This window comes from Planctomycetota bacterium (assembly GCA_039819165.1).
In the GTDB taxonomy this organism is placed as follows: domain Bacteria; phylum Planctomycetota; class Phycisphaerae; order Phycisphaerales; family UBA1924; genus JAHCJI01.
This window is the reverse complement of record JBCBSM010000002.1, coordinates 218389-237274: the sequence shown is the minus strand read 5'-3', so window position 1 is coordinate 237274 and position 18886 is coordinate 218389. Positions and strand designations below refer to the sequence as shown.

At 71.5% G+C, this 18886-nt stretch carries 15 protein-coding genes; 6 read left to right on the top strand and 9 right to left on the bottom strand.

What is annotated here, in order from left to right; all coding sequences use genetic code 11:
* Positions 1-212 precede the first annotated feature (212 nt).
* Together AAFX79_12440 and AAFX79_12435 are read left to right on the top strand one after the other, a co-directional pair.
* Entirely contained in the window at positions 213-2342 is a 2130-nt protein-coding gene (locus AAFX79_12440; GenBank protein ID MEO1009363.1) for a thioredoxin family protein, read from the top strand.
* Between the two features lie 60 nt (positions 2343-2402).
* A complete protein-coding gene (locus tag AAFX79_12435) occupies positions 2403-2660 on the top strand; it encodes a hypothetical protein (protein MEO1009362.1) in 258 nt (85 codons plus the stop codon).
* Positions 2661-2666: 6 nt separating this feature from the next.
* Here AAFX79_12435 and AAFX79_12430 read toward each other — a convergent pair whose 3' ends face one another.
* From AAFX79_12430 to argC, 6 genes are all read right to left on the bottom strand, one after another.
* Complete coding sequence (locus AAFX79_12430; protein MEO1009361.1) at positions 2667-4871, bottom strand: S8 family serine peptidase; 2205 nt, start codon at positions 4869-4871, stop codon at positions 2667-2669.
* Positions 4872-5061: 190 nt separating this feature from the next.
* Positions 5062-6441 (bottom strand): argininosuccinate lyase, encoded by a 1380-nt coding sequence (gene argH / locus AAFX79_12425; protein ID MEO1009360.1) that lies wholly within the window; start codon positions 6439-6441, stop codon positions 5062-5064.
* Positions 6438-7694 carry an argininosuccinate synthase gene (locus AAFX79_12420; GenBank protein ID MEO1009359.1) on the bottom strand — a complete coding sequence of 419 codons (1257 nt, stop codon included), beginning with the start codon at positions 7692-7694 and terminating at the stop codon, positions 6438-6440. Before AAFX79_12420 ends, argH begins: the two co-directional genes overlap by 4 nt.
* 76 nt (positions 7695-7770) lie before the next feature.
* Complete coding sequence (gene argF, locus AAFX79_12415; protein ID MEO1009358.1) at positions 7771-8736, bottom strand: ornithine carbamoyltransferase; 966 nt, start codon at positions 8734-8736, stop codon at positions 7771-7773.
* 1 nt (position 8737) lies between these two features.
* The gene (argB, locus tag AAFX79_12410; protein MEO1009357.1) at positions 8738-9556 is read right to left on the bottom strand and encodes an acetylglutamate kinase; all 819 of its coding nucleotides are present in this window, start codon (positions 9554-9556) and stop codon (positions 8738-8740) included.
* Positions 9553-10605: an N-acetyl-gamma-glutamyl-phosphate reductase gene (gene argC, locus AAFX79_12405; protein MEO1009356.1), complete on the bottom strand. Its 1053-nt coding sequence runs from the start codon at positions 10603-10605 to the stop codon at positions 9553-9555. Before argC ends, argB begins: the two co-directional genes overlap by 4 nt.
* A gap of 170 nt (positions 10606-10775) precedes the next feature.
* On the opposite strand from argC, the gene AAFX79_12400 reads away from it, so the two are divergent.
* Positions 10776-11150 (top strand): rhodanese-like domain-containing protein, encoded by a 375-nt coding sequence (locus tag AAFX79_12400; protein ID MEO1009355.1) that lies wholly within the window; start codon positions 10776-10778, stop codon positions 11148-11150.
* Between the two features lie 55 nt (positions 11151-11205).
* Here AAFX79_12400 and AAFX79_12395 read toward each other — a convergent pair whose 3' ends face one another.
* Positions 11206-11442 (bottom strand): hypothetical protein, encoded by a 237-nt coding sequence (locus AAFX79_12395; GenBank protein MEO1009354.1) that lies wholly within the window; start codon positions 11440-11442, stop codon positions 11206-11208.
* A gap of 253 nt (positions 11443-11695) precedes the next feature.
* Between AAFX79_12395 and AAFX79_12390 the strand changes: the two genes are divergently transcribed.
* From AAFX79_12390 to AAFX79_12380, 3 genes are read left to right on the top strand one after another with little or no spacing between them, the layout of a single operon-like run.
* Positions 11696-12583, top strand: coding sequence for a TIM barrel protein (locus AAFX79_12390; protein ID MEO1009353.1), 888 nt, complete (start codon positions 11696-11698; stop codon positions 12581-12583).
* Positions 12580-13689, top strand: a complete 1110-nt coding sequence (gene queG / locus AAFX79_12385) for a tRNA epoxyqueuosine(34) reductase QueG (protein MEO1009352.1) — start codon at positions 12580-12582, stop codon at positions 13687-13689. The genes AAFX79_12390 and queG overlap by 4 nt, the downstream gene beginning before the upstream one ends.
* An 8-nt stretch (positions 13690-13697) precedes the next feature.
* Positions 13698-15005 carry an NAD(P)/FAD-dependent oxidoreductase gene (locus AAFX79_12380; protein ID MEO1009351.1) on the top strand — a complete coding sequence of 436 codons (1308 nt, stop codon included), beginning with the start codon at positions 13698-13700 and terminating at the stop codon, positions 15003-15005.
* 45 nt (positions 15006-15050) lie between these two features.
* Here AAFX79_12380 and AAFX79_12375 read toward each other — a convergent pair whose 3' ends face one another.
* Together AAFX79_12375 and AAFX79_12370 are read right to left on the bottom strand one after the other, a co-directional pair.
* Complete coding sequence (locus AAFX79_12375) at positions 15051-16844, bottom strand: M14 family metallopeptidase (protein MEO1009350.1); 1794 nt, start codon at positions 16842-16844, stop codon at positions 15051-15053.
* Complete coding sequence (locus tag AAFX79_12370; GenBank protein ID MEO1009349.1) at positions 16841-18880, bottom strand: M14 family zinc carboxypeptidase; 2040 nt, start codon at positions 18878-18880, stop codon at positions 16841-16843. Before AAFX79_12370 ends, AAFX79_12375 begins: the two co-directional genes overlap by 4 nt.
* Positions 18881-18886 lie beyond the last annotated feature (6 nt).

The window sequence follows — 18886 nt, the reverse complement described above, 5'->3', positions numbered from 1 at the left end:
GCCACCCGCCGACGCACCCGCCAGCATCGGAGCCATCGCCCGCCCGGCTTGAGTCCGCGAATCCCGCCGCCCCAACAAACCCATCCAACGCCGCGCGGGCCCGGGAACAGCCGACCGACCGGGGGGATTACACTCCGCACAGACGGCCGTCGATCGGTCCGCGGCCATGGTGCCGGCGGCCCGGGGCACCCGGACGGCCGGCGGAGGACGCGATGCGAAGCTGGATCCTGTATGGTGTCGCCGCGCTGCTGGCCCTGGCCTCCCCGTCGACGGCGTGGGCCCAGGGCGGCACCGAGGTCGGCGTGTCGGCCGAGGCCTGGTACGCCCAGCGGCAGGCGAGCGACGGTCCGGCGATCGCCATCGTCGCCGTCACCCTCGATCACGGCCCCGCGCTGCACAGCTGGCCCAGCGCCGAGCAGGACGTGCTGCCAGCCGATCTCGCCTCCTTCGCCATCCGCACCGAGATCGCGCTGCCGAGCGGGCAGGACGGCGTGCTAGGCGCCGGGCGGATCCAGTGGCCCTCGCCCAAGCTGGCGGCCGTGCCCGATCCCGCGGGCGGCACGCAGCCCTACGAGGCTCCGGTCTACGCCGGCCGCGCGGTCGCCTTCGTGCCGGTGCTGCTCGATCGCGCCGCCACCAACCGCGAACTGTCGATCGAGGTCGCCACCATGCTGCAGGCCTGCGACGAGGCCTACTGCTACCCGCCGCAGGACGTCGCCGTCTCGGTGTCGCTGCCGGCGTGGAACCAGTCCGCCCCGTCGCCGGCGATCGCGGACGGCCTCGATGCCGCGACGCTGGATGCCGCGATCGCGCTGGCGGTCGGCGGCCTCGATGCCGCACCGCAGCCCGAGGACGAGGCGTCCGTCGCGGATGCCCCACCCGCAGATGGGGAAGCCGATGCCGCGGCCGATCCCGCCGCGCCGGCCGAGGTGGACACCCGCAACAAGTTCCTGGGCGTCATCGCCGTGCCGCCGCCGGATAGCGTCGCGGGCGTGGCGTTCATCGCCGTGCTCGCCGCCCTGGGCGGCTTGGTGCTCAACCTCACCCCCTGCGTGCTGCCGGTCATCCCCATCAAGGTCATGACGCTGTCGCAGCACGCCGGCACGCCCGGCAAGTCGCTGGTGCTCGGGCTATGGATGGCCCTGGGCGTCGTGGCGTTCTGGCTGGGCATCGGCATCCCGGCCGCGGTGCTGGGCACCGCCGTCGGCGCCATCTTCGGCTACTGGTGGTTCACGCTCGGCGTCGGGCTGATCATCGCCGTGATGTCCATCGGCCTGATGGGCCTGTTCACCATCCAGCTGCCGCAGACGGTCTACAAGGTCAATCCCAAGGTCGATTCGCCGTGGGGCTCGTTCGTCTTCGGCGTGATGACCGGCGTGCTGGGCCTGCCCTGCTTCGGCTTCGTCGCCGGCGCCCTCTTCGCCAGCTCGGCGCAGATCCCGGCGCTCGTCATGCTCGTCATCTTCGCGGCCATCGGCGTGGGCATGGCGCTGCCCTACCTCGTGCTGTCGCTCAACCCCAAGTGGGTCGACGTGCTGCCCCGTACCGGCCCGGCCAGCGAGCTGGTCAAGCAGGTCATGGGTCTGCTGCTGCTGGGCGCGGCGGCCTACTTCGTGGGCACCGGCATCCTGGCGCTTACCAAGGACATGCCCTGGATCGGCGGCCAGCTGCAGTGGTGGGCGGCCGCGGTCTTCATCGCCGCCGCGGGCGTCTGGCTCATGTTCAAGACCTTCCAGATCACGCCCAAGTCCGCGCCCCGCGCCGCCTTCTCACTCGTGGCAATCGTGCTGGGCGGCACGGCCATCGTCTTCGCCGTGGACACCACCAGCAAGGCCAAGGAAGAGTACCTCGTCCGTGCCGCGGCCCTCGGGGATGCGTCCGGTTCGCTCATCACCACCACCTGGAACGACTACACCCCCGAGACGCTGCAGCAGGCACGCGACGCGGGGTACGTCGTGGTGGTCGAATTCACCGCGGACTGGTGCCTCAACTGCAAGGCCCTCGAACGCACCGTGCTCAACGTCGATCCGGTCAAGAGCCGCTTGGCCGCCGATGACGTCATCATGATCAAGGCCGACCTGACCACCAAGAGCCTGCCGGGCTGGCAGCTCATGGAGCAACTGCAGCAGAAGGCCCCGCCCGTGCTCGCGGTCTACGGCCCCGGCATCCAGGGCGGCACCCCCTGGATGCGCAACGTCTACGGCTCCGAGGCCGTCCTCAACGCCATCGAGCAGGCCAAGGGCCAGGGCACCGAACTCGGCGGCGATGCCGCGACGCCTCGCCCCGGCGTATGGGACGATTTCACGCCGGAGAAGCTCGCTCGCGCCCGCGACCAGGGCTAGACCGTCGTCGTCAACTTCACGGCCGACTGGAGCATCAACATCAAGTCACTCGAGCGCACCGTGCTCGATGTCGATCCGGTGCGGTCTCGCCTCCAGGCCGATGATGTGGTCCTGCTCGAGGCGGACCTGACCACGACAAACCAGCCGGGATGGACGCTCATGAAGGAGCTCGGGCAGACGGCCCCGCCCGTGCTCGCTGTCTACGGGCCCGGCATCCGGGGTGACACCCCCTGGATGCGAAACGCCTACGGGTCCGAGGCCGTCATCGGTGCCCTCGAGCAGGCCAGGGGCGGCACGCCCATCGCCCGCGGCAACTAGCGGCCGCTACCGCTCGCAGCCGACGACGAAGGCGTTGACGAACTCCAGGAAGTCGAAGATGTCCAGCGTGCCGCCGGCGTCGAAGTCGGCCAGCGGGTCGCCCGCGTCGAAGGCGTTCTGGAACGCCAGGAAGTCGAAGGCGTCGGTCGAGCCGCTGCCATCGAAGTCGCCCCGGCACGGCCGGATGCCCCGGACGACCAGCGCGTAGTCCATGTCGATCTCGGGCGTCTCGAGGCGTGCGTCCTCGTTCAGCTCTTCGACGACCACCCGCACGACCCAGTGGCCGGGTATCGGCGCCTCAACGAACACGTTCTCCACGGTGTCCACGTCGCTCGCGGCCCCACCAGGTAGCGAGTACGCACGCCCGAGCAGCCCGTTGTTGCCGAAGTACCGCGTGCCATCGGGGGCGCGGACCTCCAGGTCGAGGTCGTTGATGCGATGGATCGTCGAGGAGGTCGTGCCCGCCGGATCCAGGAACGCCAGCGTGATCTTGAGCTCGGCCTCGCCCTCGGGCACCATGACGACGTACTCGCGAAGGTCGCCGACGGCGTCGAGCACCTCGGTCTCGTCGACGACCAGCATGCGGTCCAGGTCCCGCAGCAGCGTGGCGACGTTGGCGGCGCCCCAGCCCTGCTCGAGCCGCTGGATCCGCGGGCCCAGCGGCCAGGGCGTCGCGGTGTTGATCATCAGCGCCTTGGCCGTCGCCGCGTGTGGTCGAGCCTCGAAGACGCTCTGCTCTTCGGCCGAGTTGAGCGCGGGCCCCGCGTCGGCCCACATCTGGAAGAGCAGGCCGAAGTGTCCCGCGGTGATCGGCGTGGCGCCGCTGGTGCCGCCGAAGGTCGTGTACAGCGTGTCGCCCACGCCCGCGGTCGTGTCCACGACGTCGTAGAAGTGCGACAGGTCGGGCTTGATGCGGCCGTCGGCCGCCGGCCCGGTGCTCGCGCCCGTGTGCCGGTCGTCGTCGCGGCCCGCGGTATCGAAGTGGCCGATGCCGCCCACCGACACGATGTTCTTGGCCCAGGCCTGCGGCCTCGATTGCGTATCGCCCGAGTTGGACTGGCTCTGGGTGATCAGGATGTCGTGCAGCAGGATGATGTCGTCCATCTGCGCCGAGATCGTCGTGTAGTCGCTCGTCCGGGGATCGCCCCAGCTGTTGGTCTGGAACACCGCGCGGTATACGCCATCCGGGTCGACCAGCTCGGCCGTGTGGGCGTATCGGGTGATCGGGCCGCCCAGCAGGTCCAGCCGCGGATACGACGCGAAGATGCCCCGGGCATCGGGCAGCAGCCCGCGGTAGCGGGCATCGCCCGAGCCATCGCCGAAGACGATGCCGTACACGGGCGTGCCGTGCGTGTAGATGCCGCCGTTGGGCCCGTGCAGGATGGGAGGCCGCGCCGCGAAGTCGACGTGCGTGGTCCGCAGGCCGCCGTCGAGCACCTCGGCCCGCACGCCCAGCCCGGTGTAGCCCGCGATGCGCTCGACGGTGTCGGCCCCGCCGAAACCGCGGACGATGTCCATGTCGTCCTCGCCCGGCCCCTTGGCGTCTATGAATTGGACCTCACCCCGGTTGGCGACCTCGGCGAGCTGGTCGAGCGTCAGCCGCGCCTCGATGCGGAAGCCCTCGGGCTCCGCGCCGGTCACCACGCCGCCGATCGACTGCACGAAGCCCGCGATGGCGTTCTGGTCCTTCGGACCGCGCTCGAGCATCTGGATCGAGTACAGCCGTGCGTCGTCGCCGGATGCGCCGGTGGCGAGATCCTGGAGCAGCGGCTCGTCCAGCTTGTAGGCCGGGTGGTACGGACCCACCCAGCGGACCGAGGACAGGCCGGCGACCGCATCGACGACCGCCGCATCGCCGCGCACGATGTACGCGTTGAACGGCAGGTGCTTCGCGATGCGGGCGCCGGCGCGGCCGAGTGACTCGCGATCAGCATGCGTGATCGCCGTAGCGAACTGCACGATGTGGGCGTCGTGGGTCGCGTCCGCCGTCAGCGCATCGGGCGTCGCCGGCACGACCCGCAGCGGGTCGAACTCGGCGTAGCGGAGCATGAGGGTGCCGCGATCGTGGCCGGCGGCGACCGCGTCGGTGGAGCGTGCCGCCTGCGCGTCCTGGTGCGCCGTCGCGGCGCCGGCGGCCGCGCATGCCGTAGCAATCGCGAGGCGGACGCACACACGCCTCGGATGGGTGGAATCTCGGGTGGTGCCGAGCATGTTGTGTGTCTCCGGTGTTCGCGGGGCCGCCGGGCCTCATAGCGTCGCGCGACCCCCCGCAAACGGGGCGGATCGTAGATTGCGTCCTCCGCGCATGAGAGAACGCGTATTGGCGTTTTCCTCGATGGAATGGGCAAGATGGGCGGCCTGCGACCCGCTCGCACCGCCGCATGGCTTGGGCCGCAACGACTTAGCTGCGGGCGCGGCGTGCGGCCTCGGCCACCCGTTCGGGAGCCGTTCCGCCGAATGCCGACCGCTTCGCGAGCGCCGATTGAAGGCCGAGCACCTCGAACACGTCGGTGTCGATCGAGGCGTGCACGGCTTGGAGCGCGTCGAGCGGCAGATCCTCGAGCGCGACGCCGCGGTCGATGGCCACGCGGACGGCCCGACCCGTCACGTCGTGTGCCTCGCGGAAGGGCACGCCGCGTGCAACCAGGTAGTCGGCCAGTTCGGTCGCGTTCGCGTAGCCGCCGGAGGCGCGCGTGCGGCAGCGGTCGACATCAAACGCCAGCGTCTCGATGGTGAGCGCGGCGATCCGCAGGCAGCCGCTGAGCTCGTCGCTCGCATCGAAGAGCGCGAGCTTGTCCTCCTGGTTGTCCTTGTTGTATGCCAGCGGCTGGGACTTCAGGATCATCAGCACCGCGTTGTGCGCCGACGCAATCCGCCCGCACTTGCCGCGGACGAGCTCCAGGCCGTCGGGGTTCTTCTTCTGGGGCATCAGCGATGATCCCGTGGTCACCCGATCGGAGAGCTTCACGAGCGCGAATTCGGCGCTGTTGTAGATGATCAGATCCTCGGCCAGCCGCGACAGGTGCACGGCGCAGGCCGCGATGCACGCCAGCATCTCGAGCACGAAATCTCGATCGGAGGCGGCGTCCATGCTGTTGCCGCAGGGGCGGTCGAAGCCGAGCGCCGTCGCCAGGCGGTGGCGATCGATCGGGTAGGCCGTCCCCGCCAGGGCGCCGCAGCCCAGCGGGCATTCGTTCACGCGGCGGAGCGCATCGCGGAGGCGATCGGCGTCGCGGGCGAGCATCGCCTCGTGCGCGAGGGCCCAGTGGCCGATCGTCACCGGCTGCGCGGGCTGCAGGTGCGTGTAGGCGGGCATCGGGTCGGCCGCGTGCCGCTCGGCGATGGAGACCAGCGCGGAACGCAGCGCATCGAGTTCGCGCACGCGGTCGGCGATGCTCGCCCGCGTCCACAGCCGCAGATCGGTAGAAACCAGGTCGTTGCGGCTGCGGCCGGTGTGCAGCTTCTTGCCCAGGTCGCCGATCCGCTGCACGAGTTCGTGCTCCAGCCAGGTGTGCACGTCCTCCAGGCCGGTTTCGACGGGCGGGTCCGGCAGCGCGAGGGCGTCGCGCTCGATGGCGCGCAGCGCCTCGGCGATCCGGGCCGATTCGTCGCCGGTGAGCACGCCAACCGCCGCTAGCTCGGCCGCCCATGCGATCGAGGCCTCGACGTCGTGCGGCAGCAGCCGCCAATCGAAGGCGAGCGAGTCGTTGAAGCGCTTGAACAGCTCGTCGGGCGGCTCATCGAAGCGGCCGCCCCACATCGCGGCGGGCGGCGCGGTCATGATGGCCGCTGCTCGGCGACGGCGTCGGACGACCGCTCACGCTCCAGCCGGGTCGCCTCGACGCGCTGGGGCAGCGTCCACAGGCGGATGAAGCCCTCGGCGTGCTTCTGGTCGTAGAAGGGCGTGTCGCTGAAGGACGCCAGCGAGGGGTCGTAGAGGGCGGCCTCGCACCGCCGCTGCTCGACGACCGCGTGCCCGCGGTGCAGCCGGACGGCCACCTCTCCGGTCAATCGCGACGCCATGCTCTCGGCGGCGGCGCTAACGGCCTGCCGCAGCGGCGTGAACCACTTGCCGGCGTAGACGATCTCGCCGAAGGTGGCAGCCATGTGCTCGCGGTAGCGTCGCGCGTCGCGGTCGAAGGCGAGCTCCTCGAGGGCCCGCAGCGCCGCGACCAGGATCGTTCCGCCCGGGGTTTCGTAGAGCCCGCGGGACTTGATGCCCACGACGCGGTTCTCGACGATGTCGACGCGGCCCACGCCGTGCCGGCCGCCCAGATCGTTGAGCCGCTCGATGAGGGCCACGCCGCCCAGCGCCTCGCCGTCGACCGCGACGGGCCGCCCGTCCTCGAAGGCCAGCCGCACGACCTCGGGGTCGGTCGGCGTCTCGTCGAGGTCGCGGCTCATCATCCACACGTCGGGTGGCGGGGGGCTCCAGGTGTCCTCGATCGGGCCGCCCTCGTGCGAGATGTGCCATAGGTTGCGGTCGCGGCTGTAGATCTTGGCGGCGCTGGAGGTGGTGGGGATTTGGCGCTCGGCGAGGTAGTCCAGCAGGTCCTCGCGGGAGTGCATGTCCCAGGTCCGCCAGGGGGCGATGACCTCCATCTGCGGCGCCAGCGCCGCGAAACCCGCCTCGAAGCGGATCTGGTCGTTGCCCTTGCCGGTGCAGCCGTGGCAGAGGGCGGTGGCGCCCACCTCGCGGGCGTAGGCGACCTGGGCGGCCGCGATCACCGGCCGCGCCATCGCGGTGCCCAGCAGATAGGTGTGCTCGTAGGTGCAGCCCGCGATCAGCGTGGGGAACACGTAGTCCTCGACGAACGACGCGCGGAGGTCGTCGACCTTGCAGCTGGCGGCGCCGCTGGCGCGGGCCTTGTCCTCGACGCCCTGGAGTTCTTCGGCACCCTGGCCGACGTCGGCCACGAAGCAGTGCACCTCGTAGCCGTAGGTCTCGACGAGCCAGGGCACGATGGCCGAGGTATCCAGCCCGCCCGAATAGGCGAGCACCACGCGGCGGGCGTCTTGCGGGGGCGGCGTCATGCGGGCATTCCTGGCGTAGCCGTGCGGCTGCGGTCGGTTGCTGCTGGCGGCTACTGCTGGCGGTTACTGCTGGTGGTTACTGGGGGCGGTGCTGGTCGAGCATCATAACGGCCAGCGCGTTCTGGGCGTGCATGCGGTTTTCCGCCTGGTCGTAGACGATGGAGTGCTGGCCGTCGATGACCTCGTCGTCGACTTCGACGCCCCGGCAGGCCGGCAGGCAGTGCATGAACCGCGCGGGCCGGCCGCCCGAGCCGGCGTGCCGCATCAGCTCGGCGGTCACCCGGTACCGCTGGAAGGCCTCGACCCGCTCCTCGCGTTCGGCCTCGCTGCCCATCGAGACCCAGGTATCGGTGTAGATCACGTCGTGGCCCGCGACGGCCTCGGGGTTGGTGCTCAGGGTGATCGAGCCGCCCGAGGCGTTGGCGAGCGTGCGGGCCCGCTCGACGATCATGGCCTGCGGGCCGTAGGCCGACGGCGAGATGACCGTGGCGTGCCCGCCCAGGGCGCCCAGCACCAGCAGCAGCGAGTGGCACACGTTGTTGCCGTCGCCGATGAACGCCACGCGGACGCCGGTGACGCCGCCGAGGGCCACATGGATGGTCAGAGCATCGCCGAGTGCCTGGCACGGGTGCTCCAGGTCGCTCAGGGCGTTGATCAGCGGCCGCCGGGTGTGCTCGGCGAGTTCCTCGAGGCTGGCGTGCGACCGCACGCGGGCGACCGTCGCGTCGGCGTACCGCTCCAGCGTGCGGGCGAAGTCGCGGATGGACTCGCGCTCGCCCAGGGGCGAGCCGGCCTGGTCCATGTACACGACGTGTGCGCCCAGGCGGGTCAGCCCGATCTCGAAGGATGCCCGCGTGCGGAGCGAGGGCTTCTCGAACACCGCGGCGATCGCCATGCCGTGCAGCGGCGTGGGCGGCTTGGACCAGCGGCCGCGGAGCCTGCCGGCCAGGTCCAGCACGCCGCGGATCGATGCGGGCTCCAGGTCGGCGACCGATAGCAAGGCCCGCGGAACGGTCACGTCAACGGATGCGCGATGGGCCACGCTACGCTCCCGGTGGCTTCTGGCTGGGCAGGTCGAGCAGCGTCGTGCCGCCCGCGGAGTTGGGGTCCTGCCACCAGGGCGAGGCCGTATCCCGCCATGACGCGATGCGGACCGGCGAACGCAGCCGCGCCGACAGATCCAACGCCGCTCGCACCTTGGGCACCATGCCGCCCTCGATGACCCGGCTTTCGATCAGGGCCTCGGCGGTCGGTCGGTCGAGCCGCTCGATCGCGCGGCCGTCTCGCTGCAGCACGCCGGGGGTGTCGGTCAGCAGCGCGAGCTGGGCCGCGCCCAGCACGTCGGCGACGCCCGCGGCCGCATCATCGGCGTTGACGTTCAGCGGCGCGCCGTCGTCGTCGGCGCCGATGCACGACACGACCGGGACGATGCCGGCCCCGAGCAGGGCGTCGAGTGCCAGCGCATCGCCGCCCTCGCCGTTGGGCGCCACCACGCCCACGTGCCCGAGGTCCACGCCGCCCACGGGCTGCCGGCGGAGGCACCGCAGGCCGGCCCCGGTCAGCGTGAGGCCGGCGGCGTCGATGTCGTGGGCCCGCAGCGCCGCGACGAGCTGGTGGTTCACCAGCCCGGCCAGCGTGGCGACGACCTCGCCGATCGCGGCGTCGTCGGTCACCCGCAGGCCCTGCACCTTCCGCCGCTCGATGCCCAGGGCGGCCATGCGGCGGCTGACCGCCTCGCCGCCGCCGTGCACCAGCACCAGTCGCTCGTGCTCGGCGAGGCCCGCGATGGCGTCGAGGATGGGCTCGCGGGCGATCGCCGCGTCCACGCCCGAGCCGCCGAGCTTGAGCACGATGACGCTCAAGGCGATCCTCCCGCGGCGTGCGCGCCGGTTGCGGGCAGCAGCCCGAGCGTCTCGGGCAGCCCCAGCCGCACGTTCACCGCCTGCAAGGCCTGGCCCGAGGCGCCCTTGAGCAGGTTGTCGATGGCGCACGCCACGACGGCGTGCGTGCCCGAGTCGTCGACCGCGACGCCGATGTCGGCGAAGTTGGTCCGCTCCACGCCGAGGACCGCGGGCCACGCGCGGTGGGGCAGCATTCGCACGAACGGCCGATCCGCGTAGGCCGATGCGAGCACGCCGCGGACGTTGGCGGCGTCCATCGCCTCCGCCAGCCGCAGGTGCACGACGCTCAGCATGCCGCGGAAGAATGGCGCCACGCTGGGCGTGAACAGCACGCCCCGGCCGGCGTGCGTCGAGATCTCGGGCTGGTGGCGGTGCGCCAGCACGTTGTACGGCTGCAGGCTCACCTCGCCGAAGGCCGTCCGCGGCGACGCCGCCCGCCCCGCGCCGCTGATGCCGCTCACCGCGTCGATCAGCGGCGTCCAGTCCGCCTCGACGACGCCGGCGTCCAGCAGCGGCCGCATGGGCAGCAGGCTCGCCGTCGGGTAGCAGCCCGGGCAGGCGATCAGCCGCGCGTCCCGCAGGCCAGCGGGGTCGAGCTCGGGCAGTCCGTACGCCGCCTCGCGGAGGAGGTCGGGAGCCGGGTGCTCGAAGCCGTAGTGCCTCGGGTAGTCCGCCGGGTCCGGCAGCCGGAACGCGCCCGACAGGTCCGCGACGATCTCGACGCCGTCGAGCAGGGCCGGCGCGAGCGCCGCGCTGGCCTCGTGTGGCGTGCAGAGGAACACGACCGACGGCCGGCACGCCAGGATCGCGTCGGGCGTCCCATCCTCGATGGCGAGGTCGGTGCGGCCATGCAGCCGGCCGAACACCTCGCCGACGGGCCGGCCGCCATGGCCGCCGCCCGGGGAGCCGAATACGCCCGCCAGCTCGAATTCGGGATGGGCCAGCACGAGCTCGATCAACTCGAGCCCGGTATATCCGGTCGCGCCCGCGATGGCAACGCGGTGGGTCATGCCGCCGGGCCGTCGCGGTCGGGGTGGACTGTGCTCGGTGTCAATCCGGTCATGCTCCATCCAGAGTACCGGTAATCCCGGACGATCGCAAGCCTACCAACGCCGGGCTCGCATTCTTCATTCGCGCCCGTCGGCCGCCGGAACGCGCCCTGGCGTGCAAGGATTCCGCCATGGCCAAGCAACATCCGCCCCGTTTTCTTGCGATCTGCGACGACGCGCGGACGCGAATCTCCGAGTGCAGCGTCGACCACGTGCGGGCGATGCTCGACGCGGGCGAGGACTTCGATCTCGTCGACGTCCGCGAGGAGAGCGAGTTCGCCAACGGCAGGCTGCCGGGCGCTCGACACCTGGGCAAGGGCGTCATCGAGCGCGACATCGAGGCCGCAATCCCCGATACCGATCGCACGATCGTGCTCTACTGCGGCGGCGGCTTTCGCTCCGCTCTGGCCGCCGACAACTTACAGAAGATGGGCTACGGCAGGGTCATCTCCATGGACGGCGGCTACCGCGGCTGGACCGAGGCGGGCCTGCCGACCGAGGCGTGACCTCCTTCGGGGCCGGCCACCCTTGTTCGCGTGCCGGGACGGTCCAGTTGCCTCCCTAGGGCTGGGGGCGATCGAACACCAGCGAGCCGCCGCGGTCGGCGGCGGGCGGCGGGGCCCAGGCCCACTCGGGCATCGAGCCCCGCTCGGCGTGCGGCGGACCGATGCTGCGGCCGCTCGAGCCGCAGCCCTGCGAACCGACGGCGGCGAGCGCGACCACCAGTCCCGCGGCCGCGATGGCGGCGCGGCGCGGCACGCGCCGGTCGCGGCTTGTTGCCCTCTTGCGTAGGTCCATGCGCACACCTTCCTAAAGGCCGCCTCCCCAGGCCAGGGGCGGGGCCGGTCTCTCGTCCGTGTTGTGCCGATGCACGCCGCGCCAGGCGGCGCAACCGGCATCATCCGCGTGTGGAGTGCGCGTCGGCGGGGGGTGCCGGGGCAGGGCCGACGCGAGCCGTTTGATCGCCGAAGGGTCGCTCGTACGATCCGTCCGCGTCGGGCGGTACCGGCGGAATGGCAGCCTGCCGGGGCCCAGAACGGGGACGCCGATCATGATTCGCACCGCATTCAGCACCGTTGCATGTCCGGCGTGGAAACTCGACGAGGTCGCCCGAACGGCGGCCGAACTCGGATTCGATGGCGTTGAACTGCGGACCTTCGGCTACGGCTCGCGGCAATTCGTCTGCGATCCCATGATGACCGGCGCTCGCAAGGTGGCCCGCACCTTCGGCGACCTGGGGCTGGACGTGTGCTGCCTGGCGACCTCGATTGCGCTGCACACGCCCATCCGCCCGCACGTGATCGGACGGACCTTCCTGTTCGACCAGGAGCGGGAGACCCGCCGCGCCACGCGGATCGTCGACTTCGCGTCGCAGATCGAGGCGCCCTTCGTGCGGCTCTTTGGCTTCGAGGTGCCCGAGGGCGAGACCCGGCACGCGGCGATTCGCCTCATCGCCCAGCGGCTGGCCACCATCGCCGACCACGCCCGCCATCGCGGCGTGACCATCCTGCTCGAGAACGGCGGCAGCTTCCGCACCGCCGCCGCCCTGCGGGAGGTTCTCAACGCGGTCGATAGCCCATTGGCGGCCGCGTGCTACGGCAACGCCGTTGCGCACGCCGCGGGCGACGACTTCGGCGAGGGCGTGCGGACGCTGGGCCGCCGCCTGCGCCTCGCGCGGCTCAAGGATGTCCGCGGCGGCGTCCCGGTCCTGCCGGGAGATGGCGATCGCGAGGCCGAGGCCTTCGTTCGCGAGTTGGCGGGCTACCCCTACTTCGACGGCTGGCTGAGCTTCGAGTGGGACGCCGCGTGGCACGACAACCTCGCACCCGCGGACGAGGTCCTGCCCGACGCGATCCGCCGGATCTACGGCTGGCTCGGCGGCGAGTCCTCGGGCAAGGCGGTGCAGGCACACGTGACCGAGGCCGCGGAGGTGGCTTGACCGCCGACGATCCCGCCTCCCGCGGCAGCGAAGACCCGGCGGCACGGTCGCGATCGGTCCTCCGCCGCTGCGAGGCCATGGGCTTCGCCCTCGCCGGCATCGCCCGGCCCGGGCCTATCCGGCATCCGACCTTCTTCGAGGGCTGGCTCGAGGACGGCAAGCACGGCTCGATGGCCTACCTCGCCGAGCACGCCGATCTGCGGGCCGATCCGCGCGGCATGCTCGAGGGCTGCCGCTCGGTGGTGATGGTCGCCGACCAATACGCCACACGGGGCGATCGCGACGAACGGCTGCCGCCGACGCACGGCCGCATCGCGCGGTACGCCCGCGGGCGGGACTACCACAGGGTCATCAAGAAGCGGCTGCACGCGCTGTGCGACGAGCTCGCCGCCGCGCATCCGCGAGGCCGCTTCCGGGCGTTCGTCGATACGGCGCCGGTGCATGAGCGCGATCTCGCCGTCGCCGCCGGCCTGGGGTGGACCGGCAAGCACACGCTGCTGATCCACCCCGAGCGAGGCAGCTGGCTGCTTCTGGGCGGCGTGCTGACGAGCCTCGACCTGGAGCCCGCCGACGGCCCGGTCGCGGACCATTGCGGCACGTGCACGCGGTGCATCGATGCCTGCCCGACCGGCGCTATTACGCCCTATAGCGTCGACGCCCGCCGGTGCATCAGCTACCTGACCATCGAGCGTCGGCACGCGATACCTGCCGAGTTCGAGCCCGCGATCGGCGACTGGCTCTTCGGCTGCGACGTCTGCCAGGAGGTCTGCCCGCACAACTCGCCACGGCGGCACGCCACCGCTGGACCCAATCCCGCCTATGCCAGCGAGCGGGATTCGTTCGACCTGCTCGACGTGCTCGGCTGGACCGAGGCCGATCGACGATCGGCGTTCACCCGGTCGGCGATGAAGCGGGCGACGCTCGGCATGATGCGTCGCAACGCGGTGATCGCCGCGGGCAACCGATTGGCGGAGCTGGACGGCGCCTCGCCCGCGGCGGAGGCGCTCGCCGCGGCGCTCGAGGCCCTCCGGGACGACCCGCGGGAGGACGCCGAACTCCGCAGCATCGCCGCGAGGTCCCTGAAGCGGCATCCGCCGGGCTGCTAGCGTTTGTCGTGAGCAAACGGGCCCTTCGTCCCAGGGTGCTGATCATCGGCGGCGGATTTGCGGGCCTGGCGTGCGCGCGGGCCCTGCGGCGGGCGCCCGTCGAGGTCGTCCTGGTGGATCGCCGCAACCACCACCTCTTCCAGCCGCTGCTGTACCAGGTCGCGACGGCGGCGCTGTCGCCGTCCAACATCGCCGCCCCCATCCGCCGCATCCTGCGCTCGCAGCGCAACTGCACGGTCGTGATGGGCGAGGCCGAGCAGATCGATACCGACGCGAAGCTCGTCCGGGGTGGCGGCCGCGAGCTGCGGTACGACTACCTCGTCGTCGCCTGCGGCATGACGCACACCTACTTCGGCCACGACGAGTGGGCGCAGCACGCGCCGGGGCTCAAGACGATCGATGACGCGCTCGACATCCGCCGCCGGGTGCTGCTCGCTTTCGAGGCCGCCGAGCTCGAAGACGATCCCGCGGACCGCGCCGCGGCGCTGACGTTCGTGGTCGTCGGCGGCGGGCCGACGGGCGTCGAACTGGCCGGAGCGCTCATCGAGATCGCGATGCAGTCCATCCAGCGGGACTTCCGCCGCGTCGATACCCGCACCGCCCGCGTGGTGCTCATCGAGGGATCGGGCCGTGTGCTGCAGGCCTTCCACCCCGATCTCTCCGAGAAGGCGATGCAGAGCCTGCGGCAACTCGGCGTCGAGGTCATCCTCGGCCGCCGCGTAAGCACCATCGACGGCAACGGCGTGACCGTCGGGGAGGGCGACGACGCCGAGCGGATCGATTCGGCCTGCGTGCTGTGGGCCGCCGGGCTGCAGCCCGAGCCCGTCGCAGACGAGCTCGAGCGGACCGCCGGCGTCGAGCGCGACGCCTCGGGGTGCATCACGGTGGGCGGCGACCTGGCCGTGCCGGGCCATCCCGAGGTGTTCGTGGTGGGCGACCTGATGAGCTACGCCGACCCGAAGACCGGCGAGGCGGTGCCGGGCGTCGCCCAGGGCGCCATCCAGAGCGGCCGCTTCGTGGGCCGCATGATCGCCGACGAGATCGCCGGGCGCGCCCGCGACGAGCGCCCGGTCTTCCGCTACGACGACAAGGGCATGATGGCGACCATCGGCCGGGCGCACGCGGTCGCGCAGATCGGGCCGCTCCGCTTCGGCGGGCTGGCCGCGTGGCTGCTCTGGTCGGCGGTGCACATCGCGTTCCTGGTCGGCTTCCGCAACCGCTTCCTGGCGCTCTTCGAGTGGGCCTGGCTGTACACCTTCTGGGCCCGCGGCGCGCGGCTCATCACCGGGCGCAGGGGCGGCGCGGCCAGCGCCTGACGCGGCGGCGGAACTCCAGCTGCGATTGCAACCCAGCCGGTCGACCTACGGCGCCAGCGGCTCCGGGCCGGCCTCGGTCTTCGTGCCCAGGCGGAAGGTCTTCGAGATGGTCCGGGCCTTGTCGGCCTGGTAGGTGAGCGTGAAGGCGTCGTTGGCCTCGCCCTCCACGATGAAGCGGTAGATGACCTCGCCCTCGCCCGGCACGCCCGAGGCGACCTGAATCCGCTCGGGCTCGAAGCGGACCTCGTCCATCTGCCGGTCCCGCCAGTTGCTCAGCCGGCCGGCGGCGGCGAGCGTGGCATCGTCCGACTCGAACAGCAGCAGGTCGTTGGCGCCGATGCGGTTGCGCTGCGCGTTGGCCGTCCGGGTCGGGATGACCCGCTCGTTGCGCACCGCAACGTCCACGCGGTAGGTGTCCGGCGCGATCCGATCCATCTCGACGCGGCCGAACCGAAGCAGCGGCATGTGCCGAGCGTGGAACATCGTGAAGGCGAAGTTGCGGTGGGCTTCCTCCTCCAGGAGGAACGGCGGCGTGCTCCGGCTGCCCCAGCGGTTCGTGCCGCCCACGAGCACGGTGCCGTACTCGGGGTGCTCGACCTCGGTGTACTCGCTGAACTCGTCGCCGAACACCATGTGGTCGCGCCACAGCCACCGCTGATCCTCGGTCTCGGCCTGCGCTTCGCCCTGGTAGCGCTTGGTGTTGCGCCACAGCTCGTTGGTGAAGCTGATGACGCCGAGGCTCTCGGCGAACCAGGTCACCTCGCCGCCATGCACGCCGTAAAGGTCCTTGTAGATGACCCAGTCTCGGTAGTAGGGCAGCTGCTGGGCGCCGACCTGTGCGATGCGGTCGTACACGCGATCGTCGGCGGACGGGTACAGCGATTCGCGGTAGGCCACGCCCGGCCCGCGGAGGATCATCCCGCCGGTGTTGTGGTAGCTCTGGGCGCCCGCGATGTTGGGATGCGCGAGCACGAACTCTCCGACGGCCCGCGTTTCGGGGCTGCTGAGGGGATACGGGCCGGCTCCGAACTGCACGTACGTCGGCTGCCAGTCGCCCGGCCAGTTGCGGTTCATGTCGTCGCCGAAGGGGCCGTCCTCGTTGATGCGGCCGTCGCCGTCGTTATCGAGGCCCTCGCCGCCGAGGTACTCCCAGTCGCTGCGCTCGCCCGGGCCGACGCGTTCGAAGCGCCTCGGATCGTCGGGATTGCGGCGGAAGCCGCCGCCGTCGCGCTGCCTCCACATCTGCGTGATCGAGCCGTCGCCGTCGAGATCGTCGTACGGATCCTCATCGAACAGGCCGTCTCGGTCGTTGTCGATCGACCGCTGGTTGTGCCGGCTGCTGTTCGGGCTGTTGGCCTTCTCGAACCAGTAGGCGCGACCGTCGGGACTCACCACGGGAACGAAGTAGAAGCTGTAGTTGTTCAGCAGCTCGGTCAGCCGCTCGTTGATGCCCTGCTTCTCGACGAGGTACCACAGCGAGTAGAGCACCACCTCGGTTGCCTGGATCTCATTGGCGTGGATGCTGCCGTCGATGTACATCGCCGGCTTCTCGTCGTGGGCGCCCGTCTCGGGGTTGTTCACGATCACGATCCAGATGTCGCGGCCCTGGATGGACTTGCCGATCGAACGCAGCTCGACGTACTGGGGGTGGGCCTCGGCGATCCGCCGCATCGCATCCTCGACCTGCTCGAGGTCGTAGTACCGGTTCCAGGCCAGGTCGACCTTGAACTCGGGGTTGTACCGCTGCGTGCCGTCCTCGGCGGCCGGCTGCCCGAGCGCCGGGGCGGCGGCGATCGCGAGTACCGAGAGCGCCCGCCCGATCATGGTCCTTGTGTTCATCGCGCACCTCCCTCGCGCAGGCGGATTGGAATCTCGACCGTGCCGAACTCCTCGGTGCGGAGCGAGGCGTTGATGCGGCTGCCGCCGGCGCCGACGACGAGCCACTCGGCCCGCACCTCGCCGCCCGCGGGGATGCTGTCGACGCGGACGACGCGGTCGCCGCTGACCATCCGGTCCTGCTCGACGTCGAGCATGAGGACATGGGGGAACAGCCGGCGGGACTTGACGCCCATGGCCGTGCGGGTGGGCAGGTCGCCCTCGTTGCGGACGACGATGCCGATGCGCCACAGCCGGTCGCCGACGCGCTCGACGCGGACGTCGTCGATCGACACCCGCGGCAGCATCTCCAGCAGCATCGCGACGAACTCGGCCTGCTGGTCGATGATGGCCTCGATCGCGTCCTCGGGCGGATCGATCTTGAAGCCCGGCACGAAGCCGCCGACCTCGACATCCCCCAGCTGCGGATGCTCGACGGGCGTCCAGTCGACGTAGCCCGAGCCGGCCTCGTCGGCGTAGGCGAGCCACTTGGCGTCGTCGGAGTTCGAGCGCCCGGAGCGGCCATTCGTGCGCACGGGGCGCTGGGGCGGGTCGTCCGCCTGCTCGTCCGCGGCCGGGTCGGGCAGGCCCTGGCCGATCGCCATGATGCGGTTGCGGGTGGCGTCGGGCAGCGCCTCGAAGGCCTCCATGACCTCGCGCTGCTCGTCGGCGGACATCGATTGGACTTCGGCCATCGCGGCCTGGACCGCCTCGGTGGTGAGTTCCAGCTCGAAGCTGCCGATCATGATCGACGGCGTCTCGGGCTCGTCGGCCTCCTCGGGCGCGAGCCGCTGCGTTGGAGCCTCGCCGGGCTCATCCTGCGGCCGCTCGGCCTCGGGCCGCTGCCACAGGCTGGTGGCCAGCGCGAGGTGGCCCATGTGGGCGTAGGACCAGCCGGTGAAGGAGCCCTTGCGGTCGCTCGCTTCGGCGCGCTCGAGCTCGGTGATGTCCTTGAACGCCTCGGAGACCATCTCGAAGATGGGCTTGTCGCCGTTCTCGATGCCCGTGGGCACGCGGCCCGTCTGGTCGAACTTGCCGGCGTCGGGGATCTTCACGAGCGAGTCGTGCGGGCCGTAGGCGAGCGTCGCGACGATGTTGGGCCGCGTCAGCAGCCAGTCGGCGATCGCGCGGCTCTCGGGCTCGCTGAGCGGGTGGGGCCCGCTATCGTCGGCGAACTCGCCCCACCGGTACGGGAAGTTGCGGTCGAGCAGCACGCCGCCCAGGCCGTCCTCGGCGATGCCGCCGTCTCCATCGGCGTCGATGCCCTCGATCAGCATCGCGTGCGTCGCGCGCTCGTTCTTGGCGGTGTCGGCCCGGCGCATCAGCCGCGGCTCGCCGGGGTCGGCGATGTGCGTCCGCTGCAGCCCGTAGCCGGGTGGCGGGTCGGCGACGCGCATCATCGTGATGACGCCGTCAGCGTTGAGGTCCCGCGGGCCGTCCTCGTCGGTGCGCCCGTCGCGGTCGTCGTCGTTGGGCCGGAGCGTGCCGCCGGGCTGCGCGAGATCGAGGTCCTCGCGCCCCTCGGCGTCCGGGTTGGCGCGGGGCAGGACGTACAGCGTGGCGTCCCGGAGGGCGTCGCTGCCGTCGAGCCGGCCGACGAGTTGCCGGGCGACCGTCGGCCCCGCGGTGTGCAGGCCGTGCAGCCCCGCGACCACGAACAGGCCAGGCTTGGCGTCGGGGTCGCCCGCGCCGCCCGAGACGCGGTAGACGTGGATCGGCTCGCCGTCGCGGCTGGTGCCGATCTCCGTGCGGGTGACCAGCGTAGCGTGGATCGCCTCGGCCCCCGCGAGCACGACGCTGGCCGCGGGCTCGGTGGCGCCGAGCGCCGCGTGGGCCCGCGCGTCGTCGGTGGGCCGGGCGTGGGGCGGGTGCGAGGCGCCGGTCGAGCGGTCGGCGTCCCCGGTCGAGCAGCCGGCCAGCGGCGTTCCGGCGAGCACCAGCCCGGCCGCGGCGAGCACCGCCGCGGCGATCCGCCCTTGTCGTGGTGGTATCCGATTCATGGCGTG